The following is a 26,399-nucleotide window of genomic DNA, read 5'->3' on the forward strand; positions in this document are numbered from 1 at the left end:
AGGAATCATTTCAGATGGTTAAATCATTGTTAATTGCTGTTAATAGAACGCTAACGCATGAAGATTTTGGCAAATTGTTATTACGTCTGGCGGTCGGCGGGTTGATGCTGTTTCACGGTTTACACAAGCTGTTTGGCGGCGTGGGGTTTATCAGCGGCATGCTGGTGGAAAAAGGGCTGCCGGGATTTATCGCTTATGGCGTTTTGATTGGTGAAGTGGTGGCACCGGTTCTGATTGTGCTGGGGATCCTGACCCGTCCGGCGGCGCTGGTGCTGGCGTTTACGATGATCGTTGCCTGGCTGATGGTCGGCACCGGCAAAACCTTTGCGCTGGATGCGGTAGGCGCATGGGCGATTGAAAGTCTGGTCTATTTCTTCATTGGCGCACTGGCCGTGGCCTTTATGGGGGCAGGGCGTTATTCACTGGCGCGCGATCCGGCCTGGCGTTGAGAATAAAAAAAGCCCGGTAGCCTGATATCTACCGGGCCTGAAGAGGGTCGGCCGGGCAACCGCAAAGCTGCCCGGCATAGTGTGCACAGTATATGGTGCACAGTTTATGCCAGAACCAAATCACCTTGCGGATGACAAGAACAGGCCAGCACGTAACCCTCGGCAATTTCCGCATCCGTCAGCGTCATCGTACTGCTCACGGTGTAGTCGCCAGAAACCACTTTCGTTTTACAGCACCCGCACACGCCCGCGCGACAGGCCGCAACGACCGGAACATTATTGCTCTCCAGCGCTTCCAGCAGCGTGGTACCGACGCGGCCGAAGAAGGCCTGCGCAGGCTGCAGTTTAGTGAATTTCACCCCGCTGGTGGCGGCTTCGGCCACTGGCGTGAAGAACTGCTCCTTAAAGAAGCGGGTCACGCCGAGCGCTTTCACCTCGTTCTCCACGATTTCCATATACGGCGCTGGGCCGCAGGTCATCACGGTGCGCGAGGCGATATCTGGCACGCTTTGCAGCAGTTCGCGGCTCAGACGGCCCGCGACAAATCCGTGAGTCGCGTTATTCTCTGCGACCAGGGTGACCGGATAATTGCGCCACTCGTCGGCGAAAATGACATCCTCGGGTGAACGGACGCTGAAAATCACCTGTACGTCAGCCTGCGGGCGGTTCTTCGCCAGCCAGCGACGCATCGACATCACCGGCGTCACGCCGCAGCCCGCCGCCAGCATCAGGAATTTATCGTCAGCTTTATCGTCGCAGACGAAATCCCCCAGGGCGTCGGAGAGCCAGAGATAATCCCCGCGCTTCACTTCGTTCGTCAGCCACTGTGAACCTGCACCGTCATCGATCCGACGCACGGTGAGCGTGATGTACTCACTGACGCCCGGCGTCGAGGACAGGGTGTAGGCGCGCAGTGTGTCCGCAGAATTGCGTACACTCACCAGCGCATACTGTCCGGCGCGATAGGGGTAAAAATCATGGCACAACAGCGACAGCGTCCACACATCCGGCGTCTCCTGATGGATGTGATGAACCTGCATCCGCCACGGGCATTGTGAGGTTGGCATCGTCATGAAAAACTCCTTACGCGCTCAGCAGTTGCTGCATGTCTTCTTCTACGGTGGTCACGGAACGCAGACCAAATTTTTCGTTCAGCACCGCCAGCAGATCCGGGGTCAGGAAGCCCGGTGCCGTCGGGCCGGTCACGATATTGGTGACGCCCAGCGACAGCAGCGTCAGCAGGATCACGATCGCTTTTTGTTCGAACCAGGAGAGCACCAGTGACAGCGGCAGATCGTTCACGCCGCAGCCCAGTTTCTCGGCCAGCGTCACCGCCAGAATGATCGCCGAATAGGCATCGTTACACTGACCGGCATCAATCAGACGCGGCAGGCCTTCGATATCGCCGAAGTCCAGTTTGTTGAAGCGGTATTTCCCGCACGCCAGGGTCAGGATCAGGCAGTCCTGCGGCACGCTGGTGGCGAAATCGGTGAAGTAGTTACGTTCGCCGCGCGCGCCGTCACAGCCGCCGACCAGGAAGATGTGACGCAGTTTTTCGCTGCTCACCAGGTCGATCAGGGAATCCGCCGCCCCCAGCAGGGTTTCGCGGCCGAAGCCGACGGTGATCAGGTGTTCAATTTCGCTGAACGGGAAGCCTGCCATCTGCTGCGCCTGGGTGATGACGGGGGTGAAATCATCGCCTTCGAGGTGGCTTACGCCCGGCCAGCCGACGATGCTGCGCGTCCAGATACGGTCATCATAAGCACCAACGGTCGGATCGATGATGCAGTTGGAGGTCATGACGACAGGGCCAGGGAAGCGGGCGAACTCCACCTGCTGGTTCTGCCAGCCGCTGCCGTAGTTGCCGACAAGGTGCTTAAATTTACGCAGTTCCGGGTAGCCGTGGGCAGGCAGCATTTCGCCGTGGGTGTAGACATTCACACCCGTGCCTTCGGTCTGTTGCAGCAGGTTGTAGAGATCTTTCAGGTCGTGGCCGGAGATCAGAATGCATTTCCCGGCAGTGGCTTTGACGTTGACCTGAGTCGGCGTCGGATGGCCGTAGGTGCTGGTTTCACCCGCATCCAGAATGCTCATCACTTTGAAGTTCATCTGGCCGATTTCCATTGAACACTCCAGCAGGGCGTTCATGTCGGAAGGCCAGGTGCCGAGCCACGCCATGATTTTGTGGTACTGGGCATAAATGTCGTTGTCGTACTGACCCAGAACGTGGGCGTGTTCCATATAGGCCGCCGCACCTTTCAGGCCGTACAGGCACAGCAGACGCAGGCCGAGAATGTTCTCGCCAATCGCCGCTTTGTCTTTGTTCGGGGTGAATTCCGCCGCCTGACGCTGCAGTTCGCCCAGATCGTCGCTCACCAGTTGCAGCCCAGCCATAGGGTTATCGACGGCGGCGTTCGCGTCCACGCTCAGGCTTTGTGTTTTCAACGCTTCACGCAGGGCAATGGCTTCGCGCGCGTAGCCCACGATGCGAGGAGAGTCGAAGTTGACGTTAGTCAGCGTGGAGAAGAATGCGCGCGGCGCGAAGTTGTCGATGTCGTGGTCGATAATGCCATATTCACGCGCTTTTACCGCCCAGGCGGAGAGGCCTTGCAGGGCTGCAATCAGCAGATCCTGCAGGTCAGACGTTTCTGCGGTTTTACCGCACATGCCCTGCGCGTAGGAGCAGCCGTTGCCAGCTGGGGTACGGATGGTTTGTTCACATTGCACACAAAACATAATCACACCTGTTAAAGTTATATTTTAGATACATGTTTAAGGTTATGCCTGTGACCGGACAGAGAAAAGGTCTTTCTTCTACAAAGTAAAGGGAGATTGATTTAACGCAATTTTGGCGGCAGAAGCCTACCGCCAGAGAGGTATTATGCGGTGAACAGCGCCATCAGAATCGGCACCAGCAGGCTCAAAATAAAGCCATGGACGATGGCGGCAGGAACCAGTTCCAGCCCGCCGGAACGCTGCAGAACGGGCAGGGTAAAGTCCATCGACGTCGCACCGCACAGGCCAACCGCTGTGGAGCGGCTTTTACGCACCAGCCCCGGAATGAGCATAATGGCGATCAGCTCGCGGCCCAGATCGTTAAAGAACGACGCGCTGCCAATCACCGGGCCAAAGGATTCGGTCATTAAAATCCCTGACAGCGAATACCAGCCAAAACCGGAGGCCATCGCCAGCCCGGTTTTCAGCGGCAGGTCGAGAATAAATGCGTTAATCACGCCGCCAATCAGCGAACTGCCCACCACGACCACCGCGATAATCATTCCGCGTCGATTGAGCACAATCTGTTTCAGCGTCATGCCGTTATTGCGTAATTGAATACCGATCAGGAATAACAGGAAGATCAGGGTATATTCGCTGGCTTCGGTGGCGTGTTGTAAAAACGCTAAACCGGTCAGGCCAAGCAAAAAGCCGAGCACTACCACGCCGCACAGTTTTAATGACTCCAGCGCCATGGCAATTCGCGAGGGTAATTTTTCCTGTTGATGATGGTTTTTCCATGGCAATGCGCGCTCAAGCCAAAATAGCGCCGCAATATTACACAGCAGAATCACCACAATAGTAACAACAGAATAATGGAGAATAGAAAGTAAATTAGCGGCCAAGTTGTCCAGGAACGCGAGGCTTATTCCCATAAAAAACAGGATGACGTAGACAATCCAGCTGAGGAAGCGATTAATGAGTTTTAATGCCGACTCATGATGGAGGGGAATAAGATAGCCCACTACCAGCGGCAGCAGAATGATTAAGAGTCCTGAAAACATGAACAGCCGGGTCCTTTTGTGTGTCTGAATAGCGCCAGTGACACTACCCAATTCCGGTCTGCCAGTCAAAGTACAAAATAAAGGCCGGGCGGCGGCGACGCCTTACCCGGCCTGGATGACTGCACCTGTTAGCCGGGGTCGCGACGTGCCACCCGGCATCACAGCCGTACACTCAGTCGCGTTTTTCCAGCAGCGTACGATACAGCAGCCCGCCGAGGATACCGCCGACAATCGGCATTACCCAGAACAGCCACAGCTGCTGCAGCGCCCAGCCACCCTGGAAGATCGCCACTGCGGTGCTGCGCGCAGGGTTCACGGAGGTGTTCGTTACCGGAATGCTGATCAGGTGAATCAGGGTCAGCGCGAGGCCGATAGCAATAGGGGCAAAACCGGCGGGTGCGTGTTTGTCAGTGGCACCGTGGATCACCAGCAGGAAGCCCGCGGTCAGGACGATTTCAATAACAATCGCAGACAGCATAGAGAAGCCGCCCGGTGAGTGTTCGCCATAGCCGTTAGAGGCAAAACCGCTTGCCGCCGCGTCGAAGCCCGCTTTACCGCTGGCCACAACGTACAGGACCGCTGCCGCAATAATGCCGCCAACCACCTGAGCCACAATATAGCCAATCACGTCTTTCGCCGGAAAACGACCGCCAGCCCACAGGCCTAATGTCACGGCCGGGTTAAAATGCCCGCCGGAAATATGGCCGACAGCAAATGCCATCGTTAATACGGTTAAGCCAAAGGCTAATGCCACGCCTGCAAAACCAATACCTAATTCCGGGAATGCCGCAGCCAGAACGGCGCTACCGCAACCACCAAACACCAGCCAGAATGTACCAAAGCATTCTGCCGCTAATTTTCTAAACATAACCACCTCGTTAATTTCCGCACGCGGTCCTGCGCGCGGGCTACTAAATCGCCTAAAAGGGATGACGACTCAAAGAGCCATTATTTTAAAAACCAACAACACCCCTTCGCCAGTTAAATAAATCTGTTTAATTTGATTTATGGCAATGTGATGTTAATCCTTGTTCGGACTGGATGGATTTAAAGCATAGTCCAATTCGGAATGCGAAGTATCTTATGCCGGAAAATATGTTTCAAACGAAAGTCGTGGTGTAAATTCTGAATTTTAGGCTCCGTCCTGAAATAATCCGTCGATCTTAATGTGTCCTGTCACACCGCCTGCCGCTATACTGCTGATAACTTGAAGGAAAAAGTGAGCATTTCAGGGGGCATTATGTTTCTCGAACGTGTGGAGATCGTCGGGTTTCGCGGCATTAACCGTTTATCGTTAATGCTGGAACAGAACAACGTGCTGATCGGTGAAAACGCCTGGGGTAAATCCAGCCTTCTGGATGCGCTGACCCTGCTGCTTTCGCCGGAGGCAGACCTTTACAGCTTCGTTCGGGAGGACTTTTGGTTTCCGCCGGGGGATATTCAGGGGCGCGAGCACCATCTGCATATCGTTTTGACCTTTCGCGAGCTGGAGCCCGGTCGTCATCGCGTTCGCCGCTATCGGCCACTTTCTCCCTGCTGGACGCCCTCCGATGATGGCTATCAGCGTATCTTTTATCGCCTGGAAGGCGAGCTGGCGGAAGATGAGAGTGTGATGACCCTGCGCGGGTTTATGGATGCCCGCGGGCAGCCTATTCCGCTGGAGGATATTGACGCTCAGGCCGCCCATCTTGTGCGCCTGATGCCGGTGCTGCGCCTGCGGGATGCGCGCTTTATGCGCCGGATCCGCAACGGCTCGGTGCCTAATTTGCCCGACGTTGAAGTCACCGCCCGCGAGCTGGATTTTCTGGCGCGCGAGCTGGTGGCGCGTCCGCAAAATCTCACGGACGGGCAGATTCGCCAGGGGCTGTCGGCGATGGTGCAGTTGCTGGAACACTACTTTTCCGAACAGGGAACGACACAAACCCGCCACCGGCTGATGCGCAGGCGCTCTCACGATGAGCAGCGCAGCTGGCGCTATCTGGATATCATCAACCGTATGATCGACAAACCCGGTGGGCGCGCGCATCGGGTGATCCTGCTGGGGCTGTTTTCCACGCTGCTGCAGGCGAAAGGGTCGGTGCGGCTGGACCGCGACGCGCGTCCTTTATTGCTGGTGGAAGATCCTGAAACGCGGCTGCATCCGATCATGCTGTCGGTGGCCTGGCATCTCCTGAATCTGCTGCCCCTTCAGCGCATCACGACCACTAACTCCGGGGAATTGCTCTCTCTGACGCCGGTGGAGCATGTCTGCCGTCTGGTGCGTGAATCCTCGCGCGTCACCGCGTTTCGCTTGGGACCAGGGGGATTAAATCCGGAAGATGGCCGCCGTATCGCATTTCATATCCGCTTTAACCGTGCGTCGTCGCTGTTTGCCCGCTGCTGGCTGTTGGTTGAGGGGGAAACGGAGACCTGGGTGATCAACGAACTGGCGCGTCAGTGTGGACACCATTTCGACGCCGAAGGGATCAAAGTCATTGAGTTTGCCCAGTCGGGATTAAAACCGCTGATCAAATTTGCCCGCCGGATGGGGATCGAATGGCATGTGCTGGTGGATGGCGATGAGGCCGGGAAAAAATATGCCAGTACCGTACGCGGTTTGCTGAACAACAACCGGGAAGAGGAGCGGGAGCACCTCACGGAATTACCGGCGATGGATATGGAACACTTTATGTATCGTCAGGGGTTCGACGATGTGTTTCACCGCGTGGCCATGATCCCGCCGGGCGTGCCGATGAATATGCGACGGGTGATCGCCAAAGCGATTCATCGCTCATCGAAGCCGGATCTGGCTATTGAAGTGTCGGCGGAAGCAGGACGGAGAGGGGTCGAGGCGGTGCCGACATTACTGCGTAAAATGTTCTCCCGCGTGCTGTGGCTGGCACGCGGGAAAGCTGACTAGCGGCGGGCTGCCTGATTGATCTGCTCGATCAGGCTATCCAGCAGTTCATAACGGCGACGGTACTCGGAGCGTTTTTTGCTCGCGATCTCTTCCATCGGTTTGCGCGCCATCTCGAGCGGTAGCTGGAAGTGACCGCTCGCCAGCGGTTCGCCACTCATTGAGCGCCAGAAACTGTCGTAATCCGCCAGCAGTTTGCCCTCTTTTTTCTTACGATAGCGCCAGCTGCGATAGATATGCGTGGCGTTGCTGACGGCCAAAATCTGCTCCACCGGGAACGCGGTGCCCAGCGTCATGGCGGCTTCCACCAGCAGACGTTTCGGGAACAGGCCATGACAGGCTTTGGTTGCACCCTGGATCAGCTCGTGAGGCACAAAAGCTTTTGCTCCTTGCAGGCCGCCGATAAACAGGGTGGTTTTCCCGTCGAGCTGACACAGGGTGAAGGTCATCTCGGCCAACACCGTATTCTGGTGATCGCAGAAGGCCAGCGTCGCTTCGCCCTCTTTATCGAGGAACGCATCGGCACACAGGCGGATCGTAAACTGGCGTTCGTCTTTGCCGGTCAGCGTTAACAGGGTGACACCTTGTTTGGATAAATACCCGTTCATCAGCGATGCCGGAAGGGTTTTGCTCATGGTCTGGTAGTGCCAGTTCAGCGCCTCGAGCGCGCGCTGACGGCTCATGTCTACTGAAAGCCATGGGCGGTGCAGACGGCACGGCAGCCCAGGCTGCACTTTCAACATTTGCATTAATCGCGGTTGTTTTGCCAGGCTTGCCAGCAGGCGCGCAGTGCTGAACGGTGCCGCCAGCGAACGCAGCATGAATTTACGCCGATAGGAGGGGTTCTGCCACGCAAGCCCCGGTGTTAATTCGCCTGATGCAAGGCTCTGGAAAAGCTGCCAGCCTGATTTTGGCTGCGACGGCTGTGAAGAAGGTAGATCGGCGATGGAAGACATGATTATTCCTGGCTTCTGGATGAGATCTCTATTTCAGCAGCCATTTAATCAACATCTCGTCAACAAATGAGGTGAGAGATAAAAAAACGGGGGTTTCGTTGAGGAACAGTTTAGATAGAATCGACATTTATAATTGCCAGAACATTTATTTGGAATATTTATGAATCTCAAGGGAAAACGCAGGAAGCTGTTTTTACTGTTGGCCGTCGTCGTGCTGGTGGGCGGATACTGGCTGTGGCAGGTCCTCAACGCACCTGTGCCGCAGTACCAGACGCTGATTGTGCGGCCGGGCGAGCTGCAACAAAGCGTGCTGGCAACCGGTAAGCTGGACGCTCTGCGAAAAGTCGACGTCGGTGCGCAGGTCAGCGGTCAGCTTAAAACGCTGTCGGTTGAGATTGGCGACAAAGTGAAAAAAGGTCAGCTGCTGGGGGTGATCGATCCTGAGCAGGCAGAAAACCAGATCCGCGAAGTAGAAGCCACGCTTATGGAATTACGCGCCCAGCGCAGCCAGGCCGAAGCCGAGCGCAAGCTGGCGCAGGTGACGCTTGGACGTCAGCAGGCGCTGGCAAAAACGCAGGCCGTTTCCCGTCAGGATCTGGATACCGCGACGACGGAACTGGCGGTAAAACAGGCGCAGATTGGCACCATTGACGCGCAAATCAAACGCAACCAGGCCTCCCTGGATACGGCCAAAACTAACCTCGATTACACCCGTATCGTGGCACCGATGGCCGGGGAAGTGACGCAAATCACCACCCTGCAGGGCCAGACGGTTATCGCCGCTCAGCAGGCGCCAAACATCCTGACGCTGGCGGATATGGGCACCATGCTGGTAAAAGCGCAGGTTTCCGAGGCTGACGTTATCCACCTCAAGCCCGGCCAGAAAGCCTGGTTCACGGTGCTAGGCGATCCGAATACCCGCTATGAGGGCGTGCTGAAGGATATTCTGCCGACGCCGGAGAAGGTTAATGACGCGATTTTCTACTATGCCCGCTTTGAAGTGCCAAACCCAAAAGGCGTGCTGCGTCTGGATATGACCGCGCAGGTGCATATTCAGCTGACGGGCGTGAAAGATGTGCTGACCGTCCCGCTGGCGGCGCTGGGCGAACCGGCAGGCAACAACCGCTACAAAGTGAAAGTGCTGCGTAACGGCGAAACCCGCGAGCGCGAGGTGGAGATTGGCGAGCGTAATGATACGGACGTCGTGATCGTCAAAGGACTCGAAGAGGGCGACGAAGTGGTGACGGGTGAAAGCCAGTCCGGGGCCGCGAAATGACGGCACTGCTTGAACTGAACGATATCCGCCGCAGCTATCCTTCCGGGGAGGGGGCGGTGGAGGTGCTGAAGGGCATCACTCTGCGCGTCGAAGCCGGGGAGATGGTGGCGATCGTCGGGGCGTCCGGCTCAGGAAAATCCACCCTGATGAACATTCTCGGCTGCCTGGATAAACCAACCAGCGGCACCTATCGCGTGGCGGGGACGGATATTTCCACCCTCGACAGCGATGCGCTGGCCAAACTGCGCCGTGAACACTTCGGTTTTATCTTCCAGCGATACCATCTGCTTTCGCATCTGACGGCGGCGCAAAACGTGGAAGTCCCGGCGGTGTATGCCGGTGTGGAACGTAAGAAGCGCCTTGAGCGCGCCCATGCGCTGCTGACGCGTCTGGGTCTGGCCGAGCGTGTCGATTATCAGCCGTCGCAGCTCTCTGGCGGCCAGCAGCAGCGCGTGAGTATTGCCCGCGCGCTGATGAACGGCGGGCAGGTGATTCTGGCCGATGAACCGACGGGCGCGCTGGACAGCCATTCCGGGGAAGAGGTGATGGCGATCCTGCACCAACTGCGCGAGCAGGGGCATACGGTGATTATCGTCACCCACGATCCGCAGGTGGCGGCGCAGGCGGAGAGAATCATTGAAATTCACGACGGTGAGCTGATAAGCAACCCGCCAGCGAAGAAAAATCACGTCGGTGTGCAGAAAACGATCCTGCCGCCGCCGACGGGCTGGGGGCAGTTTGTCAGCGGATTCCGCGAGGCGTTAACCATGGCCTGGCTGGCGATGGTGGCGAACAAAATGCGCACATTGCTGACCATGCTCGGCATTATCATCGGCATTGCATCGGTGGTATCGATTGTGGTGGTGGGCGATGCGGCGAAACAGCTGGTGCTGGCGGATATCCGCGCCATCGGGACCAACACCATCGATGTCTATCCGGGTAAAGATTTTGGTGACGATGAACCGCAAAACCAGCAGGCGCTGAAGTATGACGATCTGGTGGCGCTGCAAAAACAGCCGTGGGTGAACTCGGCCACCCCAGCGGTATCGCAAAACCTGCGTCTGCGCTATGGCAATATTGACGTAGCGGCCAGCGCCAACGGTGTGAGCGGTGACTATTTTAACGTCTACGGGATGACCTTCAGCCAGGGCGCAACCTTTAACGCCGAGCAGCTTGCGGGCCGCGCGCAGGTGGTGGTGCTGGACGACAACTCGCGTCGTCAGCTGTTCCCGAATAAAACCAACGTCGTCGGTGAAGTGATTCTGGTCGGTAACATGCCCGCGACGGTGATTGGCGTGGCGGAAGAGAAGCAGTCGATGTTTGGCAGCAGTAAGATCCTGCGCGTCTGGCTGCCGTACACCACCATTTCCGGGCGTATCATGGGGCAGTCGTGGCTTAACTCCATCACCGTGCGGGTGAAAGAGGGTTACGACAGCACTCAGGCCGAACAGCAGATCGAACGACTGCTCACCCTGCGCCACGGGAAGAAAGATTTCTTCACCTGGAATATGGACGGCGTCTTGAAAACGGCGGAAAAGACCACACGTACTCTTCAGATGTTCCTGACGCTGGTGGCGGTAATTTCGCTGGTCGTCGGTGGGATCGGGGTGATGAATATCATGCTGGTTTCGGTGACGGAGCGCACGCGCGAGATTGGCATTCGCATGGCGGTTGGCGCGCGGGCAAGCGATGTGCTGCAACAGTTTTTGATTGAAGCGGTGCTGGTTTGTCTGGTGGGCGGTGCCTTTGGTATCACGCTTTCGATGCTGATCGCCTTTACGTTGCAGCTGTTTTTACCGGGCTGGGAGATCGGTTTCTCACCCTTTGCGCTGCTGACGGCGTTTTTATGTTCGACGGCGACGGGCGTGCTGTTTGGCTGGTTACCGGCGCGCAATGCGGCGCGGCTCGATCCGGTGGATGCGTTGGCTCGCGAGTGAGTTTTACCGGGTTACGCGCCGTCGCGCGACCGGTGCTGGAAATAAAAATGCCAGCCGATCGGGCTGGCATTTTGCCGACAGGATGTACACAATGAATCAGAGGGCTAAGCGACAGCTTCTGCTTCAATGGGCACAATGACACTGGCATGATTGCCTTTTGGCCCCTGGTGAACATCAAACCGAACCGACTGTCCGGCTTTTAGTGTTCTGTATCCATCCATCTGAATGGTGGAATAGTGAGCGAAGATATCTTCGCCGCCGCCTTCAGGGCAGATGAACCCGAACCCTTTGGCGTTGTTGAACCACTTAACAGTACCCATTTCCATGCTTCGACATCCTTCGTATATCTTATTAAGTAAGATGGAATGAACCGGTGGTGGAGTGGGGGCTGTTCAAAACCTCGCCAACTCACGCTTGTACAATTTAGATAAACCAGCCTTATCGTCAAGTGTCAGGCGCTGGAGTTGGGACAATAATCAACCAAAATTTGAAGCAGTTAACGCTATTGACGGGAATGTGACAGACATCGCGGATGGCAGTAATAGATGTTTGTTATCTGATATCTGAGGTAGATTCAGAATATGTATCAATGCCTGTCAGCGAAAAATGTTCTGCCGGAAACCGTAACCGATGATGACGACTGACAATGGGTAAGACGAACGACTGGCTGGATTTTGACCAGCTGGCGGAAGACAAAGTGCGCGACGCGCTAAAACCGCCATCTATGTATAAAGTTATGTTAATGAACGATGATTACACGCCGATGGAATTTGTTATTGACGTGCTACAAAAGTTCTTTTCTTATGATGTTGAACGTGCAACGCAATTGATGCTCACCGTTCACTATCGCGGCAAAGCCATCTGCGGCATTTTTACTGCCGAAGTAGCCGAAACCAAAGTGGCGATGGTGAACGAGTATGCAAGGGAGAACGAGCATCCGTTGCTGTGTACGCTGGAAAAAGCCTGAAAAGGCATAAAATTGGGGGAGGTGCCTATGCTCAATCAAGAACTGGAACTCAGTTTAAACATGGCTTTCGCCAGAGCGCGTGAGCACCGTCATGAGTTTATGACCGTTGAGCACCTGCTGCTTGCACTGCTCAGCAACCCATCCGCCCGCGAAGCGCTGGAAGCCTGCTCCGTGGACCTGGTGGCGTTACGTCAGGAACTCGAAGCCTTCATCGAACAAACGACACCGGTGCTGCCCGTCAGCGAAGAGGAGCGCGACACTCAGCCGACGCTCAGCTTCCAGCGCGTGCTGCAGCGTGCGGTGTTCCACGTCCAGTCCTCTGGCCGTAGCGAAGTGACTGGCGCAAATGTGCTGGTTGCCATCTTTAGCGAGCAGGAGTCGCAAGCTGCGTACCTGCTGCGTAAACACGAAGTCAGCCGACTCGACGTGGTGAACTTTATCTCTCACGGAACGCGAAAAGACGAGCCTAATCAGGCGTCGGATTCCAGCAATCAGGTCAATAATAATGAAGAGCAAGCAGGCGGGGAGGATCGTATGGAAAACTTCACCACCAATCTTAACCAGCTTGCTCGCGTCGGTGGGATCGACCCGCTGATTGGCCGCGATAAAGAGCTGGAACGCGCGATTCAGGTCCTGTGCCGTCGTCGTAAGAACAACCCGCTGCTGGTGGGGGAATCGGGCGTGGGTAAAACCGCGATTGCTGAAGGGCTGGCCTGGCGTATTGTGCAGGGCGATGTTCCAGAAGTGATGGCCGATTGCACCATCTACTCGCTGGATATCGGTTCCCTGCTGGCGGGCACCAAATATCGCGGTGATTTCGAAAAACGCTTCAAAGCCTTGCTGAAACAGCTGGAGCAAGACACCAGCAGCATTCTGTTTATCGATGAAATTCACACCATCATCGGCGCAGGTGCGGCGTCTGGCGGCCAGGTGGATGCGGCTAACCTGATCAAACCGCTGCTCTCCAGCGGCAAGATCCGCGTAATGGGGTCGACCACCTATCAGGAATTCAGCAATATCTTCGAGAAGGACCGTGCGCTGGCGCGCCGCTTCCAGAAAATTGATATTACTGAGCCGTCCGTTGAGGAAACGGTGCAGATTATTAACGGCCTGAAACCGAAGTACGAAGCGCACCACGACGTGCGTTACACCGCCAAAGCGGTGCGTGCGGCGGTAGAGCTGGCGGTGAAATACATCAACGACCGTCATCTGCCGGATAAAGCGATTGACGTGATCGACGAAGCGGGCGCGCGTGCGCGTCTGATGCCGGCCAGCAAACGCAAGAAAACCGTCAATGTGGCGGACATTGAATCCGTGGTAGCTCGCATCGCGCGTATCCCTGAGAAGAGTGTCTCTCAGAGCGACCGCGATACCTTGAGAAACCTCGGCGACCGCCTGAAAATGCTGGTGTTTGGCCAGGATAAAGCCATTGAGGCCTTAACCGAAGCCATCAAGATGGCCCGTGCCGGGCTGGGACACGACCATAAACCGGTCGGCTCTTTCCTGTTTGCCGGTCCAACCGGTGTCGGGAAAACCGAGGTAACGGTGCAGCTGTCTAAAGCGTTGGGCATTGAGCTGCTGCGCTTTGATATGTCCGAGTACATGGAACGCCACACCGTCAGCCGTTTGATTGGTGCGCCTCCAGGATACGTGGGCTTTGACCAGGGCGGCCTGCTCACCGATGCGGTGATCAAGCATCCGCACGCGGTTCTGCTGCTCGATGAGATCGAGAAAGCGCACCCGGACGTGTTCAACATCCTGCTTCAGGTGATGGACAACGGGACGCTGACCGACAACAACGGGCGCAAAGCGGACTTCCGCAACGTGGTGCTGGTGATGACCACCAACGCCGGTGTGCGTGAAACGGAACGCAAATCTATCGGCCTGATCCACCAGGATAACAGCACCGATGCGATGGAAGAGATCAAGAAGATCTTTACGCCAGAGTTCCGTAACCGTCTGGACAACATTATCTGGTTCGATCACCTGTCTACCGAGGTGATCCATCAGGTGGTGGACAAGTTCATCGTCGAGCTGCAGGTCCAGCTGGATCAGAAAGGCGTATCGCTGGAAGTGAGTCAGGAGGCCCGCAACTGGCTGGCCGAGAAAGGCTACGACCGTGCGATGGGCGCACGTCCGATGGCGCGAGCCATTCAGGACAACCTGAAAAAACCGCTGGCCAACGAACTGCTGTTTGGTTCACTGGTGGATGGCGGACAGGTGACCGTGGCGCTGGATCAGGCGAAAGGGGAGTTGACGTACGACTTCCAGAGTGCGCAGAAGCATAAGCCAGAAGCGGCACACTGAGTTATATCGCGTAAATAAAAGCCGGGTGAAAGCCCGGTTTTTTTATGTCTGTCATTTACGGGGGGATGCATGTTGGACGCGTCAGGCTGTTGCATGTGACCGGTTCGGATATAACGCAGGCGTTGGCGAGGTCTCTGACGGTAATAGATTTTCGGCCTGGCCCGGTTTATAGCGGAAATAAAAAAGGCCGGGGATTCCCCGACCTTTTTAAATATCTCTACGCCTTTACTGGCGAAAACAATTAGCGACTACGGAAGACAATGCGGCCTTTGCTCAGGTCGTACGGGGTCAGCTCAACAGTCACTTTGTCGCCCGTCAGGATACGGATGTAGTTCTTGCGCATTTTACCGGAGATGTGCGCGGTTACCACGTGACCGTTTTCCAGTTCTACGCGGAACATGGTGTTAGGTAACGTATCAAGTACGGTACCCTGCATTTCAATATTGTCTTCTTTGGCCATCTAATCCTCTGGGGTATCACTACCAAGTTTTGAACCGGCAAGATAATGCCGAAATTCATCAATTAAGTAAAGAATTGCGCGTTTAAAACGCAACAAAACAGTTTCGGCGTATTGCCCAGTCGTCACGGTATAACCGTACGAGAAGCGCATTCGTAAAGGGGAGGCGACAGGATAAACGCAAGGACGTTATCTGGTGCGAAGGATTCCCAAACGGCGGCGGGGCAACAGGCTGAACCTACTCTGCGGCACCAATTATAACACTCCTCATCGGAAATGGGCGGAAAACATTTATGCCTGAGAGATAAAGAGCGTTCTGGGAACCCAAAACTTCTGTGGCAGCTTCTGCAAACGCATGGCATCCAGCTGTTCCAGATAATGTCGACGTGATATTTCAACGGCGCCTAGCGAGGCGGTGTGCTCGTTCAACACCTGACAATCGACCAGTTGACCACCGCGCAGAGAGAACTCCTGGCAAAAGACCAGCAGGGCCGTTTTGGAAGCGTTAATGGCGCGGCTGAACATCGACTCACCGCAAAACAAGGTGCCCTGCGCCACGCCGTACATGCCGCCAACTAGCGCCTCGTTTTCCCACACTTCGATGGAGTGGGCGTGGCCCAGTTCATGTAAGCGATGATAAGCGTCGATAATGTCGTGCGTGATCCAGGTGCCTTCATGACGATCGCGGGCACACCCTTCGATCACCTGCCCGAACGCGTGATTGAGCGTCACCCGATACGGGGATTTCGCATGGAAGCGTTTCATGCTGCGACTCAGGTGAAACTGCGCGGGCAGCAGCACTGCGCGGGGGTCGGGCGACCACCAAAGAATCGGATCGCCGGGTGAGAACCAGGGAAAAATGCCGCGCTGGTAGGCCATCAGCAGACGTGCCGGGCTTAAATCACCGCCAAGCGCCAGTAGCCCATTGGGTTCACGTAGCGCTCCCTCTGGCGAAGGGAACGCAATATTATGACGAGAAAGCTGGACCAGGCGCATGACTGCGAAACTCCAATACGCGAGTTAGGATCGGTTCAAATATAGTCTACAGACGTTGTTTAAACTGGTAATAGCGACCCTGTTTCGCCAACAGCTCTGCGTGACTACCTTGCTCAATAATTTGCCCGTTGTCCATTACAATTATTTGGTCAAAATTCGCCAGTCCGCGCAGACGGTGTGTCACCATCAGCACGGTTTTGTTTTTCATGACTTGCGCCAGTAAATCAAGGATTTGGCTTTCTGTTGTGGCGTCCAGACCTTCCGTCGGTTCATCCAGGAGCATCAGCGGCGCGTCATGCAACAGAGCACGTGCTACCGCCAGACGACGTAACTCTCCACCCGAAAGCTGACGACCTCCCTCTCCGAGCCAGCTGTTTAAGCCGTCATCCTCGAGCAGTTTCTGCAGGCCGACCTGTTCCAGCACGGCGCTTAAGTCGCTGTCAGAGGCTTGCGGCGACGCCAGCAGCAGGTTATCGCGCAGCGTGGCGCTAAACAGATGCACGCGCTGCGGAACTACGCTGACAGCCTTACGCAGGGCGGGCTCGCTAAATTCCGTAAGCGGTGTGTCGTTAAAGCGAATTTCGCCCCGACTCGGGTCCCAGGCGCGGGTCAGTAATTGCAGCAGTGTCGATTTACCGCAGCCGGTTCTGCCGAGCACGGCAACGTGCTTGCCGGCCGGAACTGTCAGGCTGATGCCATCGAGCGCGTTTTGCGCCTGCCCGTCGTAGGCAAACGTCACGTCTTTCAGCTGCAGCGCCACGGACTGAGGAGCCGCATCGTGCTGTGCGGTGAACGCCACTTCCGGTTTCTGTTTGGTAATCTGGGTAATGCGCACCGCCGAGGCAATCACCTGGCCGAGGTGCTGGAACGCGCCGGTTACCGGCGCGAGTGCTTCAAAGGCTGCCAGCGCACAGAAGACAAACAGGGCGATCAGCGCGCCGGGCTGCGTATTTCCGCCCACGCCGCCTGATGCCATCCACAGCATCGCAATCACCGCAACACCGCCGATCAGCATCATCACCGCCTGGGACAGCGCCGTTAGCTCGGACTGTCGGCGCTGGGCTTCGTGCCAGCTCAGCTCCGTACTTTCCATCTGAGCGCGGTAGCGGCGGCTGGCGCCGAAAATCGTCAGTTCTGCCTGGCCTTGCAGCCAGGATGTGAGCTGCTGGCGGTAGTCGCCGCGCAGACGGGTCAGATTTTCACCCGTGGATTTCCCCGCACGATAAAACAGCGGCGGCAGCAGGAGCAGCGTGAGCAGCATAATACCGCCCAGGGTGAGGGCGATAGGCACGTCGAGCACACAAAGGCCCAGCGTGACGGTCACGATCACCACAAACGCGCCAACCAGCGGGGAGATCACGCGCAGATAGAGATGATCCAGCGTATCGACATCGGCCACCACGCGGTTCAGCAGTTCGCCCTGACGAAAACGCGCCAGCCCGGCAGGGGAGAGGGGCAGAAGCTTGCTGAAGGTGAAAATACGCAGGTGTTGCAGAACGCGGAAGGTGGCATCATGGCTGACCAAACGCTCAAAATAGCGCCCGGCGGTACGGGCAATCGCAGTCCCGCGCACGCCCGCAGCGGGCAGCATGTAGTTAAAACTGTAGAGTCCGGCAACGCCCGCGACGGCAGAAGCCGACAGGAACCAGCCAGAGAGTGTTAATAATCCGATACTGGCCAGCAGGGTGACGATAGCCAGCACAATGCCCAGCGTCAGCATCCATTTATGGCGTTTATACAATGCGAGGTACGGCAGCAGGGCGCGCATTAAATATCCTCCTGACGATTAGCCAGCAGAGAGGCAAATGGCCCCTGCGCGGCGGCGAGCGTGGCGTAATCACCTTGTTCGACAATACGCCCGTTTTCCATTACCCAAATCTGATCCCAGTCGGCAATACCTTCGAGCTGGTGCGTGACCATCAGCGTCGTTTGCTGGCGAGAGGCATCATTCAGCGCCTGCATGACGCGCTGTTCACTGTGGGCGTCAAGGCTTGCGGCAGGTTCGTCGAGCAGCATTAACTGGCTTGGATTCAGCAATGCGCGCGCTACGGCGATACGCTGGGCCTGGCCGACGGAGAGTCCTGCAGCCTGATCGCCGACAACAGTATCCACGCCGTTTGGCAGCAGCGGCAGAAACTCGCTGACCCAGGCGCGGTCGAGCACCGATTGCAGCTCATCTTCCCGGGCGTCGGGGCGGGCCAGCAGGACGTTTGCGCGAAGCGTCGCGGCTGGCAGCTGTGGGTTTTGTCCCACCCAGCTCAGTTGCCTACGCCAGGCATCAGGCTCAAGCGAGCGCAGTTCCGTTCCGTTGATCTGCAGCGAGCCGGTATACGCCATAAAGCCGGATAACGTATTCAGCAACGAGCTTTTCCCCGAGCCGCTGATGCCAACCAGCACCACGCGCTGGCCCGCCGAGAGTGTAAAGTTGAGCGGCCCGGCCAATACTTTGCCTTCCGGCGACAGGATAGAAAAATCTTCGGCGTGAACGGTGATCGGCTCTTTGCTGTTGAGCGTGATATCTCCACGCTCCGGGTGTGCCAGCGGCGTTTCAAGGAAGGTTTTCAGGCTGTCAGCTGCGCCCACGGCCTGCGCTTTGGCGTGATAAAACGTTCCCAGATCGCGCAGCGGCTGGAAGAACTCAGGCGCCAGGATCAGGGCGAGGAAACCGGCTGACAGCGTTACCGCAGTGCCGTAGTGGCCAAAATCCAGCGCGCCAAGGTAGGAGAACCCAAAGTAAACCGCGACCAGCGCAATGGACAGCGAGGTGAAGAACTCCAGCACGCCGGAGGAGAGGAACGCCAGACGCAGCACTTCCATGGTGCGCTGACGGAAGTCCTGTGAGGCGAGACGGATATTATCGATTTCGGCTTCGCCACGACCAAAGACGCGCAACGTCTCCATTCCGCGCAGGCGGTCGAGGAAATGCCCGCTCAGGCGACCCAGCGCGAGGAAGTTACGGCGGTTGGCATCTGCCGCGCCCATGCCGACCATCGCCATGAACATCGGGATCAGCGGCGCGGTGCCGAGCAGAATCAACGCCGCCACCCAGTTAGAGGGGAAAATCGCGAGCACGATCAGCAGCGGAACACAGACTGCCAGCGCCATCTGGGGCAGATAGCGGGCATAGTAGTCGTGCATATCGTCGATCTGTTCAAGGATCAGTGTCGCCCAGCTACCGGCTGGTTTGCCCTGAATCCAGGCCGGGCCTGCTTCCTGGAGACGATCCAGAACCTTACGGCGGATTTCGTAGCGAATATTTTGTCCGGCGTGGAAGCCCACACGCTCGCGCAGCCAGACCACCCAGGCGCGAAGAACAAAGACCAGCACCAGCACGACAAACGGCATCAATAATGCCTCGCGCGGAATGTTCTCCATAATCATATGGTTAAGAATGCGGGCCAGCAGCCATGCCTGGGCAACAATCAACAAACCGCTGATAAGACCCAAAAGACGGGAAATAGTCAGCCAGCGGCGGGAAATAACGCTTTGCTGTTTAAGCCAGCGAGTTAACTCTTGTTGACGGGTTTTTTCCATTACGCGCTTTGCAGGTGAGTTATAAGAAATTAGACAACCGCATGTTACACGTGGGAAAAAATAAAGGCGACCAGTGGCCGCCTTTATTTACGTTTGTTACTGACTTGTAAAGATTATTTACTTAATTCAGCCAGCCCATCCAGGTAGCGTTCCGCATCCAGTGCAGCCATACAGCCGGTGCCTGCGGAGGTGATTGCCTGACGGTAAATATGGTCCATCACGTCGCCTGCGGCGAAGACGCCTGGGATGCTGGTTTGGGTCGCGTTGCCGTGAATACCAGACTGCACTTTGATGTAGCCGTTTTCCAGCTCCAGCTGACCGTCGAAGATAGCGGTGTTCGGGCTGTGGCCGATAGCCACAAACAGACCTGCCACTTCCAGAGACTCAATGTTGTCGCTGTTTTGCGTATCACGCAGACGCAGGCCAGCAACGCCCATCTGATCGCCAGTGACTTCTTCCAGCGTGCGGTGGGTGTGCAGCACGATGTTGCCGCTCTCCACTTTATCCATCAAACGTTTGATGAGGATTTTTTCCGCGCGGAAGGTGTCACGACGGTGGATCAGATGCACTTCAGAGGCAATGTTTGCCAGATAAAGCGCTTCTTCAACCGCGGTGTTACCGCCGCCGATCACCGCCACTTTCTGGTTACGATAGAAGAAACCGTCACAGGTGGCACAGGCAGAGACGCCACGGCCTTTGAACGCCTCTTCGGACGGCAGACCGAGATAACGCGCGGACGCTCCGGTTGCGATAATCAGCGCATCGCAGGTGTACTCGCCGCTGTCGCCCGTCAGACGGAACGGACGGTTTTGCAGATCAACCTTGTTGATGTGATCGAACAGGATTTCGGTTTCGAATTTGATGGCATGCTCGTGCATACGTTCCATCAGCAGCGGCCCGGTCAGGTCGTTCGGATCGCCTGGCCAGTTTTCCACTTCAGTTGTGGTGGTCAACTGACCGCCTTTTTCCATGCCGGTGATTAACACCGGGTGCAGGTTAGCGCGTGCAGCATAGACCGCTGCGGTGTATCCCGCAGGTCCAGAACCAAGGATTAGCAGCTTACTGTGTTTAGCCGTGCCCATGAGATCCCCATTGTTGTTGGCAGACATTTGCTCGGATTGTAGGGAATTTGTTGCCTTAAAAAAAGAGCACAGCAATTTTGTAAACGATTTGTGTAATAGCCGGGGACGATGAGGCGGCCTTTTTGGGCGTAATAACATCACACTATCGGTGAAAAACGGTCGTTTATACGGCGTCAGAATGAGGATTAATACCCGGTCGCAATGAATAACTGGCATGTTGTACTAAAAAACGATGTTTTGCTTTGACAATCCCCTGCGCTTTTGCGAAAACATTGAAGGAAGAAAAAAAAGCCGCGCTAACGTTGTGTCGCATAGACATGCACGGAAACGCCATTTTTACCGGGTCAGTGAAATCTACGCATGGTGTGGACAGATGCCATGCGTGATGTCGGTGACAGCCTTCTGGCAACGGTCTTCTCACCGTAGAACCCGAATCTGCATCGCGTACAAATTATAAAAGGCGATGTGATAAGCAACGGGTACAGGCTCTGAACAGTGATGTGCACAGGGTCCAGGCAGGAGTAGGGAAGGAATACAGAGAGACAATAATAATGGTAGATAGCAAGAAGCGCCCTGGCAAAGATCTCGACCGTATCGATCGTAACATTCTGAATGAATTGCAAAAGGATGGGCGTATTTCCAACGTCGAGCTTTCAAAACGTGTGGGACTTTCTCCGACGCCATGCCTTGAGCGTGTGCGCCGACTGGAAAGACAGGGTTTTATTCAGGGCTATACGGCTCTGTTGAACCCGCATTATCTGGATGCCTCACTTCTGGTATTTGTTGAGATTACTCTGAATCGTGGCGCGCCGGATGTGTTTGAACAATTTAACACCGCAGTGCAAAAACTTGAAGAAATTCAAGAGTGTCATCTGGTTTCTGGTGATTTCGACTACCTGTTGAAGACCCGTGTACCGGACATGTCAGCCTATCGTAAACTGCTGGGTGAAACCCTGCTGCGACTGCCTGGCGTGAATGACACCCGCACCTATGTGGTGATGGAAGAGGTCAAACAGAGCAATCGTCTGGTTATTAAGACGCGCTAATACGGAACAGGTGCAAAATCAGCGTAATTTGATTACACTCCTGTTAATCCATACAGCAACAGTGCCGGGTATCCCGGCGCTGTTGTCCGTTTTAGCAAACAGGCAGGAAATGCCTGGTACCTGGAGAGCCTTTTTTGAGCCAGGAATATACTGAAGACAAAGAAGTCACGTTAACGAAGTTAAGCAGCGGGCGCCGACTCCTTGAGGCGTTACTGATTCTTGTTGCCCTTTTTGCCGTCTGGTTGATGGCCGCCTTACTCAGTTTCAATCCTTCCGATCCCAGCTGGTCACAAACGGCATGGCATGAACCGATCCATAATTTGGGCGGGGTGCCTGGCGCATGGCTGGCGGACACGCTGTTCTTCGTGTTTGGCGTGATGGCCTACACCATTCCGATCATTATCGTCGGCGGGTGCTGGTTTGCCTGGCGTCACCGTCAGAACGAAGAGTACATCGACTATTTTGCCGTTTCGCTGCGTTTGATTGGCGCGCTGGCGCTCATTCTCACGTCCTGTGGGCTAGCCGCGATTAACGCCGATGATATCTGGTATTTCGCCTCCGGTGGCGTGATTGGCAGCCTGCTGAGCACGGCGCTTAAGCCTATGCTTCACAGCAGTGGTGGCACCATTACGCTGCTCTGTATCTGGGCCGCCGGGCTTACCCTTTTTACCGGCTGGTCGTGGGTGAGCATCGCCGAGAAACTTGGCGGTTTTATCCTCAATATTCTGACTTTCGCCAGTAATCGCACCCGTCGTGACGACACCTGGGTGGATGAAGAAGAATACGAAGATGACGACTATGAAGAAGAGACGTCATCCGCTAATCGTACTGAATCTCGCCGTACGCGCATTATGCGTGGTGCTCTGGCGCGTCGTAAACGCATCGCAGACAAATTCACCAATCCTGTGGCGCGTAAAACGGACGCTGCACTCTTCTCCGGCAAACGCATGGATGATGACGAGCAGATCTCCTATAGCGCGGGCGGTGTTGCTGCCGATCCGGATGACGTGCTGTTCTCCGGCAATCGGGCGACGCCGGGTGATTTCGATGAATACGATCCGCTGTTAAACGGTCATTCCGTTACGGCACCTGTTGCCGCTGCGGCTGTTGCGACGACGGCTGCGCAAGCCTATGCCGCACCTGTCGAAGCTGTCATGCCTGCTGCGCCGGTGCAGACACCCGAGCCTGCAATGCAGCAGCCTGTAGTCGACTGGCAAACGGCGCCAGGCGTTCACACGCCAGAACCCACCATTGCCCCTGAGCCAGAAAGCTACGTGCCCGTTCAGCCGCAAGAGGTGCAGCCGCAAGAACAATGGCAGCAGCCGTATCAGCCAGAGCCAGTTTACGAACCAGAAACTTATCCGCAGTATGCTGAGCCTCAGGTTCAGACTTATCAGGAATACACGCCTGAGCCCGTCGTCGAGCCGCAGGTTGAAGTGGAAGAGGTCAAACCTGCTCGTCCACCGATGTACTATTTTGAAGAAGTGGAAGAGAAGCGTGCCCGTGAACGCGAGCAGCTTGCGGCCTGGTATCAGCCTGTGCCGGAGCCAGTGAGTGAGCCTGTTGTCACACCTTCTGCGTCGCCTGCGTCCTTTGGTACACCCGATCTCGACCCGACCGCGTCCGTGGCACCTGTTGCGGCTGGTATCAAGCAAGCGACTGCCTCTGCGGCAGCGACAGCTGCGGCTACCGCACCAGTGTTCAGTCTGGCTACGGGCGGCGCGCCGCGTCCGCAGGTTAAAGAGGGTATCGGTCCGCAGTTGCCACGTCCCAATCGCGTGCGCGTTCCGACCCGTCGCGAGCTGGCGTCCTACGGGATTAAACTGCCTTCCCAGCGTATGGCTGAGGAAAAAGCGCGCGATCCTGATGACATGGATGATGCCGACGAAATGCAGCAGGACGAACTGGCCCGCCAGTTTGCTGCTCAGCAACATCAGCGCTACGGCGAAGAGTATCAGCCGGGTGTTCAGGACGACGAAGATGAAGCCGCCGAAGCGGAGCTGGCTCGTCAGTTTGCCGCCTCGCAGGAGCAGCGTTATTCTGGCGAACAGCCAGCCAATGCGAATCCTTTCTCTCTGTCAGATTTTGAATTCTCACCAATGAAAGATTTGGTGGATGACACGCCGAGTGAACCGCTGTTTACGCCGAGTGTTATGCCGGAAGCCGAACCGCCGCGTCAGCACTATGCGCCTGCTCAGCCTGCGCACGTTCCACAACCTGCCGCTCCACAGCAGTATGCGCAACCGCAGCAGCCAGTCGCTGTACCACCGCAATATGCGCAGCCGCAGCAGCCCGTTGCTGCGCCACCGCAATATGCACAACCGCAGCAGCCAGTCGCTGTACCACCGCAATATGCGCAGCCGCAGCAGCCCGTTGCTGCACCACCGCAATACGCGCAACCGCAGCAACCTGTCGCACAGCCGCAGGAGAGCCTGATTCACCCGCTGCTGATGCGCAATGGTGACAGCCGTCCTGTGCAACGACCGACTACGCCGCTGCCGTCGCTGGATCTCTTAACCTCTCCGCCGACGGAAGTTGAGCCGGTGGATACCTTCGCGCTGGAGCAAATGGCGCGTCTGGTTGAAACACGTCTTGCCGATTTCCGTATCAAAGCGGATGTTGTGAACTATTCACCAGGCCCGGTCATTACGCGCTTCGAGTTAAATCTGGCACCTGGTGTTAAAGCGGCACGTATTTCTAACCTGTCACGCGATCTGGCACGCTCACTGTCAACCGTGGCTGTGCGCGTGGTAGAAGTCATTCCAGGCAAACCGTACGTGGGCCTGGAACTGCCGAACAAGAAACGCCATACCGTTTATCTGCGCGAAGTGCTGGATAACGCCAAGTTCCGCGATAATCCGTCGCCACTCACCGTGGTGCTGGGCAAAGATATCGCGGGCGAGCCTGTGGTGGCCGATCTGGCGAAAATGCCGCATCTGCTGGTTGCAGGGACCACGGGTTCCGGTAAATCCGTGGGTGTAAACGCCATGATCCTGAGCATGCTGTACAAAGCGCAGCCGGAAGATGTGCGTTTCATCATGATCGACCCGAAAATGCTGGAACTGTCTGTCTATGAAGGCATTCCGCATCTGCTCACCGAAGTTGTAACCGATATGAAAGATGCCGCCAACGCACTGCGCTGGAGCGTCAATGAGATGGAACGCCGCTACAAGCTGATGTCGGCTCTGGGCGTGCGTAATCTTGCCGGTTATAACGATAAAATTGCTGAAGCCGCGCGCATGGGTCGTCCGATCCCGGACCCATACTGGAAGCCGGGCGACAGCATGGATGCCCAGCATCCGGTTCTGGAAAAACTGCCGTATATTGTGGTGCTGGTGGATGAATTTGCCGACCTGATGATGACCGTAGGCAAGAAAGTGGAAGAGCTGATCGCCCGACTGGCGCAGAAAGCGCGTGCGGCAGGTATTCACCTGGTGCTCGCGACGCAGCGTCCATCCGTTGATGTCATCACCGGTCTGATTAAAGCGAACATTCCAACGCGTATCGCCTTCACCGTTTCGAGCAAAATCGACTCCCGTACCATCCTCGATCAGGCCGGTGCAGAATCGCTGCTTGGCATGGGTGATATGCTCTTTTCCGGCCCTAACTCCACGACGCCAGTACGTGTTCACGGTGCTTTCGTGCGTGACCAGGAAGTCCACGCCGTGGTCCAGGACTGGAAAGCGCGCGGTCGTCCTCAGTACATTGACGGCATCACCTCTGAAAGTGAAAGCGAGAGCGGCGGTGGCGGTTTTGACGGTGCGGAAGAGTTGGACCCGTTATTCGACCAGGCAGTTAACTTTGTGACGGAAAAACGTAAAGCCTCAATCTCGGGCGTACAGCGTCAGTTCCGCATCGGTTACAACCGTGCCGCACGCATCATCGAACAGATGGAAGCGCAGGGCATAGTGAGCGAGCAGGGGCACAACGGTAACCGCGAAGTGCTGGCACCACCGCCGTTCGAGTAATCTGGCGCCGAATGCAAAGATCGGTAAATCAGCAAAAATTAAGCATTTTCTTCTGTCGCCTGCCTGTGGGCAGGTCCAGAATAGAGGACTGAACCCCATTCGGGGATGACGAATTTTAAGGATTAATAATGAAAAAAATCGCAATCGTCGGAGCACTACTGACCAGCTTTGTTGCCAGCAGCGTCTGGGCTGATGCCGCAAGCGACCTTAAAAGCCGCCTGGATAAAGTCAGCAGCTTCCATGCCAGCTTCACGCAGAAAGTGACGGATGGTAGCGGTAATGCGGTGCAGGAAGGTCAGGGCGATCTCTGGGTGAAACGTCCTAATCTGTTTAACTGGCACATGACGCAACCGGATGAAAGTATTCTGGTTTCCGATGGCAAAACCCTGTGGTTCTACAATCCGTTTGTGGAGCAGGCGACGGCAACGTTGCTGAAAGACGCGACCAGCAATACGCCGTTCATGCTCATCGCCCGTAATCAGACCAGCGACTGGCAGCAGTACAACATCAAACAGAATGGCGATGATTTTGTACTGACGCCGAAAGGCAATAACGGCAACCTCAAGCAGTTCACCATTAATGTGAGCAGCAACGGGACTATCAATCAATTCAGCGCCGTTGAGCAGGATGAGCAGCGCAGCAGCTACCAGCTCAAGTCTCAGCAAAATGGCGCTATTGACGCATCGAAATTCACCTTTACCCCGCCGCAGGGCGTAACGGTGGACGATCAACGCAATAAGTAAGAGGCG

The 26,399-nt window shown here is 56.1% G+C and carries 20 protein-coding genes; 9 read left to right on the plus strand and 11 right to left on the minus strand.

Annotated features, from left to right (window positions below):
* Positions 1–14 precede the first annotated feature (14 nt).
* Positions 15–449 carry a DoxX family protein gene (locus tag ETG88_RS00350; protein ID WP_129034317.1) on the plus strand — a complete coding sequence of 145 codons (435 nt, stop codon included), beginning with the start codon at positions 15–17 and terminating at the stop codon, positions 447–449.
* A 104-nt stretch (positions 450–553) separates the two neighbouring features.
* Here ETG88_RS00350 and hcr read toward each other — a convergent pair whose 3' ends face one another.
* From hcr to aqpZ, 4 genes are all read right to left on the minus strand, one after another.
* Positions 554–1,522, minus strand: coding sequence for an NADH oxidoreductase (gene hcr / locus ETG88_RS00355; protein ID WP_129034318.1), 969 nt, complete (start codon positions 1,520–1,522; stop codon positions 554–556).
* A 10-nt stretch (positions 1,523–1,532) separates the two neighbouring features.
* The gene (hcp, locus tag ETG88_RS00360) at positions 1,533–3,185 is read right to left on the minus strand and encodes a hydroxylamine reductase (RefSeq protein WP_129034319.1); all 1,653 of its coding nucleotides are present in this window, start codon (positions 3,183–3,185) and stop codon (positions 1,533–1,535) included.
* A gap of 143 nt (positions 3,186–3,328) precedes the next feature.
* The gene (locus tag ETG88_RS00365) at positions 3,329–4,228 is read right to left on the minus strand and encodes a LysO family transporter (RefSeq protein WP_102105158.1); all 900 of its coding nucleotides are present in this window, start codon (positions 4,226–4,228) and stop codon (positions 3,329–3,331) included.
* 172 nt (positions 4,229–4,400) lie between these two features.
* Complete coding sequence (gene aqpZ / locus ETG88_RS00370; protein ID WP_256469555.1) at positions 4,401–5,102, minus strand: aquaporin Z; 702 nt, start codon at positions 5,100–5,102, stop codon at positions 4,401–4,403.
* 366 nt (positions 5,103–5,468) lie between these two features.
* Here aqpZ and ETG88_RS00375 point away from each other — a divergent pair, with 366 nt between their 5' ends.
* Entirely contained in the window at positions 5,469–7,127 is a 1,659-nt protein-coding gene (locus tag ETG88_RS00375; RefSeq protein ID WP_100777024.1) for an ATP-dependent endonuclease, read from the plus strand.
* Here the strand turns inward: ETG88_RS00375 and ETG88_RS00380 are convergent.
* Positions 7,124–8,080: a VirK/YbjX family protein gene (locus tag ETG88_RS00380; protein ID WP_129034320.1), complete on the minus strand. Its 957-nt coding sequence runs from the start codon at positions 8,078–8,080 to the stop codon at positions 7,124–7,126. The two genes, ETG88_RS00375 and ETG88_RS00380, sit on opposite strands and share 4 nt — an antisense overlap.
* Positions 8,081–8,240: 160 nt before the next feature.
* On the opposite strand from ETG88_RS00380, the gene macA reads away from it, so the two are divergent.
* Together macA and macB are read left to right on the plus strand one after the other, a co-directional pair.
* Positions 8,241–9,356 carry a macrolide transporter subunit MacA gene (gene macA, locus ETG88_RS00385; protein ID WP_100777022.1) on the plus strand — a complete coding sequence of 372 codons (1,116 nt, stop codon included), beginning with the start codon at positions 8,241–8,243 and terminating at the stop codon, positions 9,354–9,356.
* Positions 9,353–11,293 carry a macrolide ABC transporter ATP-binding protein/permease MacB gene (gene macB, locus ETG88_RS00390; protein WP_129034321.1) on the plus strand — a complete coding sequence of 647 codons (1,941 nt, stop codon included), beginning with the start codon at positions 9,353–9,355 and terminating at the stop codon, positions 11,291–11,293. The genes macA and macB overlap by 4 nt, the downstream gene beginning before the upstream one ends.
* A gap of 104 nt (positions 11,294–11,397) precedes the next feature.
* Here macB and cspD read toward each other — a convergent pair whose 3' ends face one another.
* Complete coding sequence (gene cspD, locus ETG88_RS00395; RefSeq protein ID WP_100777020.1) at positions 11,398–11,619, minus strand: cold shock-like protein CspD; 222 nt, start codon at positions 11,617–11,619, stop codon at positions 11,398–11,400.
* Between the two features lie 320 nt (positions 11,620–11,939).
* Between cspD and clpS the strand changes: the two genes are divergently transcribed.
* On the plus strand, positions 11,940–12,260 hold the full coding sequence (gene clpS / locus ETG88_RS00400; RefSeq protein ID WP_025912927.1) for an ATP-dependent Clp protease adapter ClpS: 321 nt from the start codon (positions 11,940–11,942) through the stop codon (positions 12,258–12,260).
* 27 nt (positions 12,261–12,287) lie between these two features.
* The gene (gene clpA / locus ETG88_RS00405) at positions 12,288–14,567 is read left to right on the plus strand and encodes an ATP-dependent Clp protease ATP-binding subunit ClpA (protein WP_100777019.1); all 2,280 of its coding nucleotides are present in this window, start codon (positions 12,288–12,290) and stop codon (positions 14,565–14,567) included.
* A 241-nt stretch (positions 14,568–14,808) separates the two neighbouring features.
* Here clpA and infA read toward each other — a convergent pair whose 3' ends face one another.
* From infA to trxB, 5 genes are all read right to left on the minus strand, one after another.
* Positions 14,809–15,027 carry a translation initiation factor IF-1 gene (gene infA / locus ETG88_RS00410; RefSeq protein WP_002211347.1) on the minus strand — a complete coding sequence of 73 codons (219 nt, stop codon included), beginning with the start codon at positions 15,025–15,027 and terminating at the stop codon, positions 14,809–14,811.
* A 288-nt stretch (positions 15,028–15,315) separates the two neighbouring features.
* A complete protein-coding gene (gene aat, locus ETG88_RS00415) occupies positions 15,316–16,020 on the minus strand; it encodes a leucyl/phenylalanyl-tRNA--protein transferase (protein WP_129034322.1) in 705 nt (234 codons plus the stop codon).
* A 46-nt stretch (positions 16,021–16,066) separates the two neighbouring features.
* Positions 16,067–17,788, minus strand: a complete 1,722-nt coding sequence (cydC, locus tag ETG88_RS00420) for a heme ABC transporter ATP-binding protein/permease CydC (RefSeq protein WP_129034323.1) — start codon at positions 17,786–17,788, stop codon at positions 16,067–16,069.
* Positions 17,788–19,554 carry a heme ABC transporter permease/ATP-binding protein CydD gene (cydD, locus tag ETG88_RS00425; protein ID WP_129034324.1) on the minus strand — a complete coding sequence of 589 codons (1,767 nt, stop codon included), beginning with the start codon at positions 19,552–19,554 and terminating at the stop codon, positions 17,788–17,790. The genes cydC and cydD overlap by 1 nt, the downstream gene beginning before the upstream one ends.
* Positions 19,555–19,667: 113 nt before the next feature.
* Positions 19,668–20,636, minus strand: coding sequence for a thioredoxin-disulfide reductase (gene trxB, locus ETG88_RS00430; protein ID WP_181827557.1), 969 nt, complete (start codon positions 20,634–20,636; stop codon positions 19,668–19,670).
* 551 nt (positions 20,637–21,187) lie between these two features.
* On the opposite strand from trxB, the gene lrp reads away from it, so the two are divergent.
* The 3 genes from lrp (at position 21,188) to lolA (ending at position 26,393) form a co-directional block, all read left to right on the plus strand.
* On the plus strand, positions 21,188–21,682 hold the full coding sequence (gene lrp, locus ETG88_RS00435) for a leucine-responsive transcriptional regulator Lrp (RefSeq protein ID WP_000228473.1): 495 nt from the start codon (positions 21,188–21,190) through the stop codon (positions 21,680–21,682).
* A gap of 134 nt (positions 21,683–21,816) precedes the next feature.
* A complete protein-coding gene (ftsK, locus tag ETG88_RS00440) occupies positions 21,817–25,650 on the plus strand; it encodes a DNA translocase FtsK (RefSeq protein ID WP_129034325.1) in 3,834 nt (1,277 codons plus the stop codon).
* A 128-nt stretch (positions 25,651–25,778) separates the two neighbouring features.
* Complete coding sequence (gene lolA, locus ETG88_RS00445) at positions 25,779–26,393, plus strand: outer membrane lipoprotein periplasmic chaperone LolA (protein ID WP_100777013.1); 615 nt, start codon at positions 25,779–25,781, stop codon at positions 26,391–26,393.
* Positions 26,394–26,399 lie beyond the last annotated feature (6 nt).

This window comes from Lelliottia nimipressuralis (assembly GCF_004115925.1).
Taxonomy (GTDB): Bacteria; Pseudomonadota; Gammaproteobacteria; order Enterobacterales; family Enterobacteriaceae; genus Enterobacter; species Enterobacter nimipressuralis.

Excerpts from the sequence above, each read along its gene's own strand:
- hcr (WP_129034318.1), bottom strand. The coding sequence starts at position 1,522 with ATGACGATGCCAACCTCACAATGCCCGTGGCGGATGCAGGTTCATCAC.
- ETG88_RS00365 (WP_102105158.1), bottom strand. The coding sequence starts at position 4,228 with ATGTTTTCAGGACTCTTAATCATTCTGCTGCCGCTGGTAGTGGGCTAT.
- cspD (WP_100777020.1), bottom strand. The coding sequence starts at position 11,619 with ATGGAAATGGGTACTGTTAAGTGGTTCAACAACGCCAAAGGGTTCGGG.
- clpA (WP_100777019.1), top strand. The coding sequence starts at position 12,288 with ATGCTCAATCAAGAACTGGAACTCAGTTTAAACATGGCTTTCGCCAGA.
- aat (WP_129034322.1), bottom strand. The coding sequence starts at position 16,020 with ATGCGCCTGGTCCAGCTTTCTCGTCATAATATTGCGTTCCCTTCGCCA.
- ETG88_RS00375 (WP_100777024.1), top strand. The coding sequence starts at position 5,469 with ATGTTTCTCGAACGTGTGGAGATCGTCGGGTTTCGCGGCATTAACCGT.
- hcp (WP_129034319.1), bottom strand. The coding sequence starts at position 3,185 with ATGTTTTGTGTGCAATGTGAACAAACCATCCGTACCCCAGCTGGCAAC.
- ETG88_RS00350 (WP_129034317.1), top strand. The coding sequence starts at position 15 with ATGGTTAAATCATTGTTAATTGCTGTTAATAGAACGCTAACGCATGAA.
- trxB (WP_181827557.1), bottom strand. The coding sequence starts at position 20,636 with ATGGGCACGGCTAAACACAGTAAGCTGCTAATCCTTGGTTCTGGACCT.
- cydD (WP_129034324.1), bottom strand. The coding sequence starts at position 19,554 with ATGGAAAAAACCCGTCAACAAGAGTTAACTCGCTGGCTTAAACAGCAA.
- cydC (WP_129034323.1), bottom strand. The coding sequence starts at position 17,788 with ATGCGCGCCCTGCTGCCGTACCTCGCATTGTATAAACGCCATAAATGG.
- infA (WP_002211347.1), bottom strand. The coding sequence starts at position 15,027 with ATGGCCAAAGAAGACAATATTGAAATGCAGGGTACCGTACTTGATACG.
- macA (WP_100777022.1), top strand. The coding sequence starts at position 8,241 with ATGAATCTCAAGGGAAAACGCAGGAAGCTGTTTTTACTGTTGGCCGTC.
- ETG88_RS00380 (WP_129034320.1), bottom strand. The coding sequence starts at position 8,080 with ATGTCTTCCATCGCCGATCTACCTTCTTCACAGCCGTCGCAGCCAAAA.
- lolA (WP_100777013.1), top strand. The coding sequence starts at position 25,779 with ATGAAAAAAATCGCAATCGTCGGAGCACTACTGACCAGCTTTGTTGCC.
- macB (WP_129034321.1), top strand. The coding sequence starts at position 9,353 with ATGACGGCACTGCTTGAACTGAACGATATCCGCCGCAGCTATCCTTCC.
- lrp (WP_000228473.1), top strand. The coding sequence starts at position 21,188 with ATGGTAGATAGCAAGAAGCGCCCTGGCAAAGATCTCGACCGTATCGAT.
- clpS (WP_025912927.1), top strand. The coding sequence starts at position 11,940 with ATGGGTAAGACGAACGACTGGCTGGATTTTGACCAGCTGGCGGAAGAC.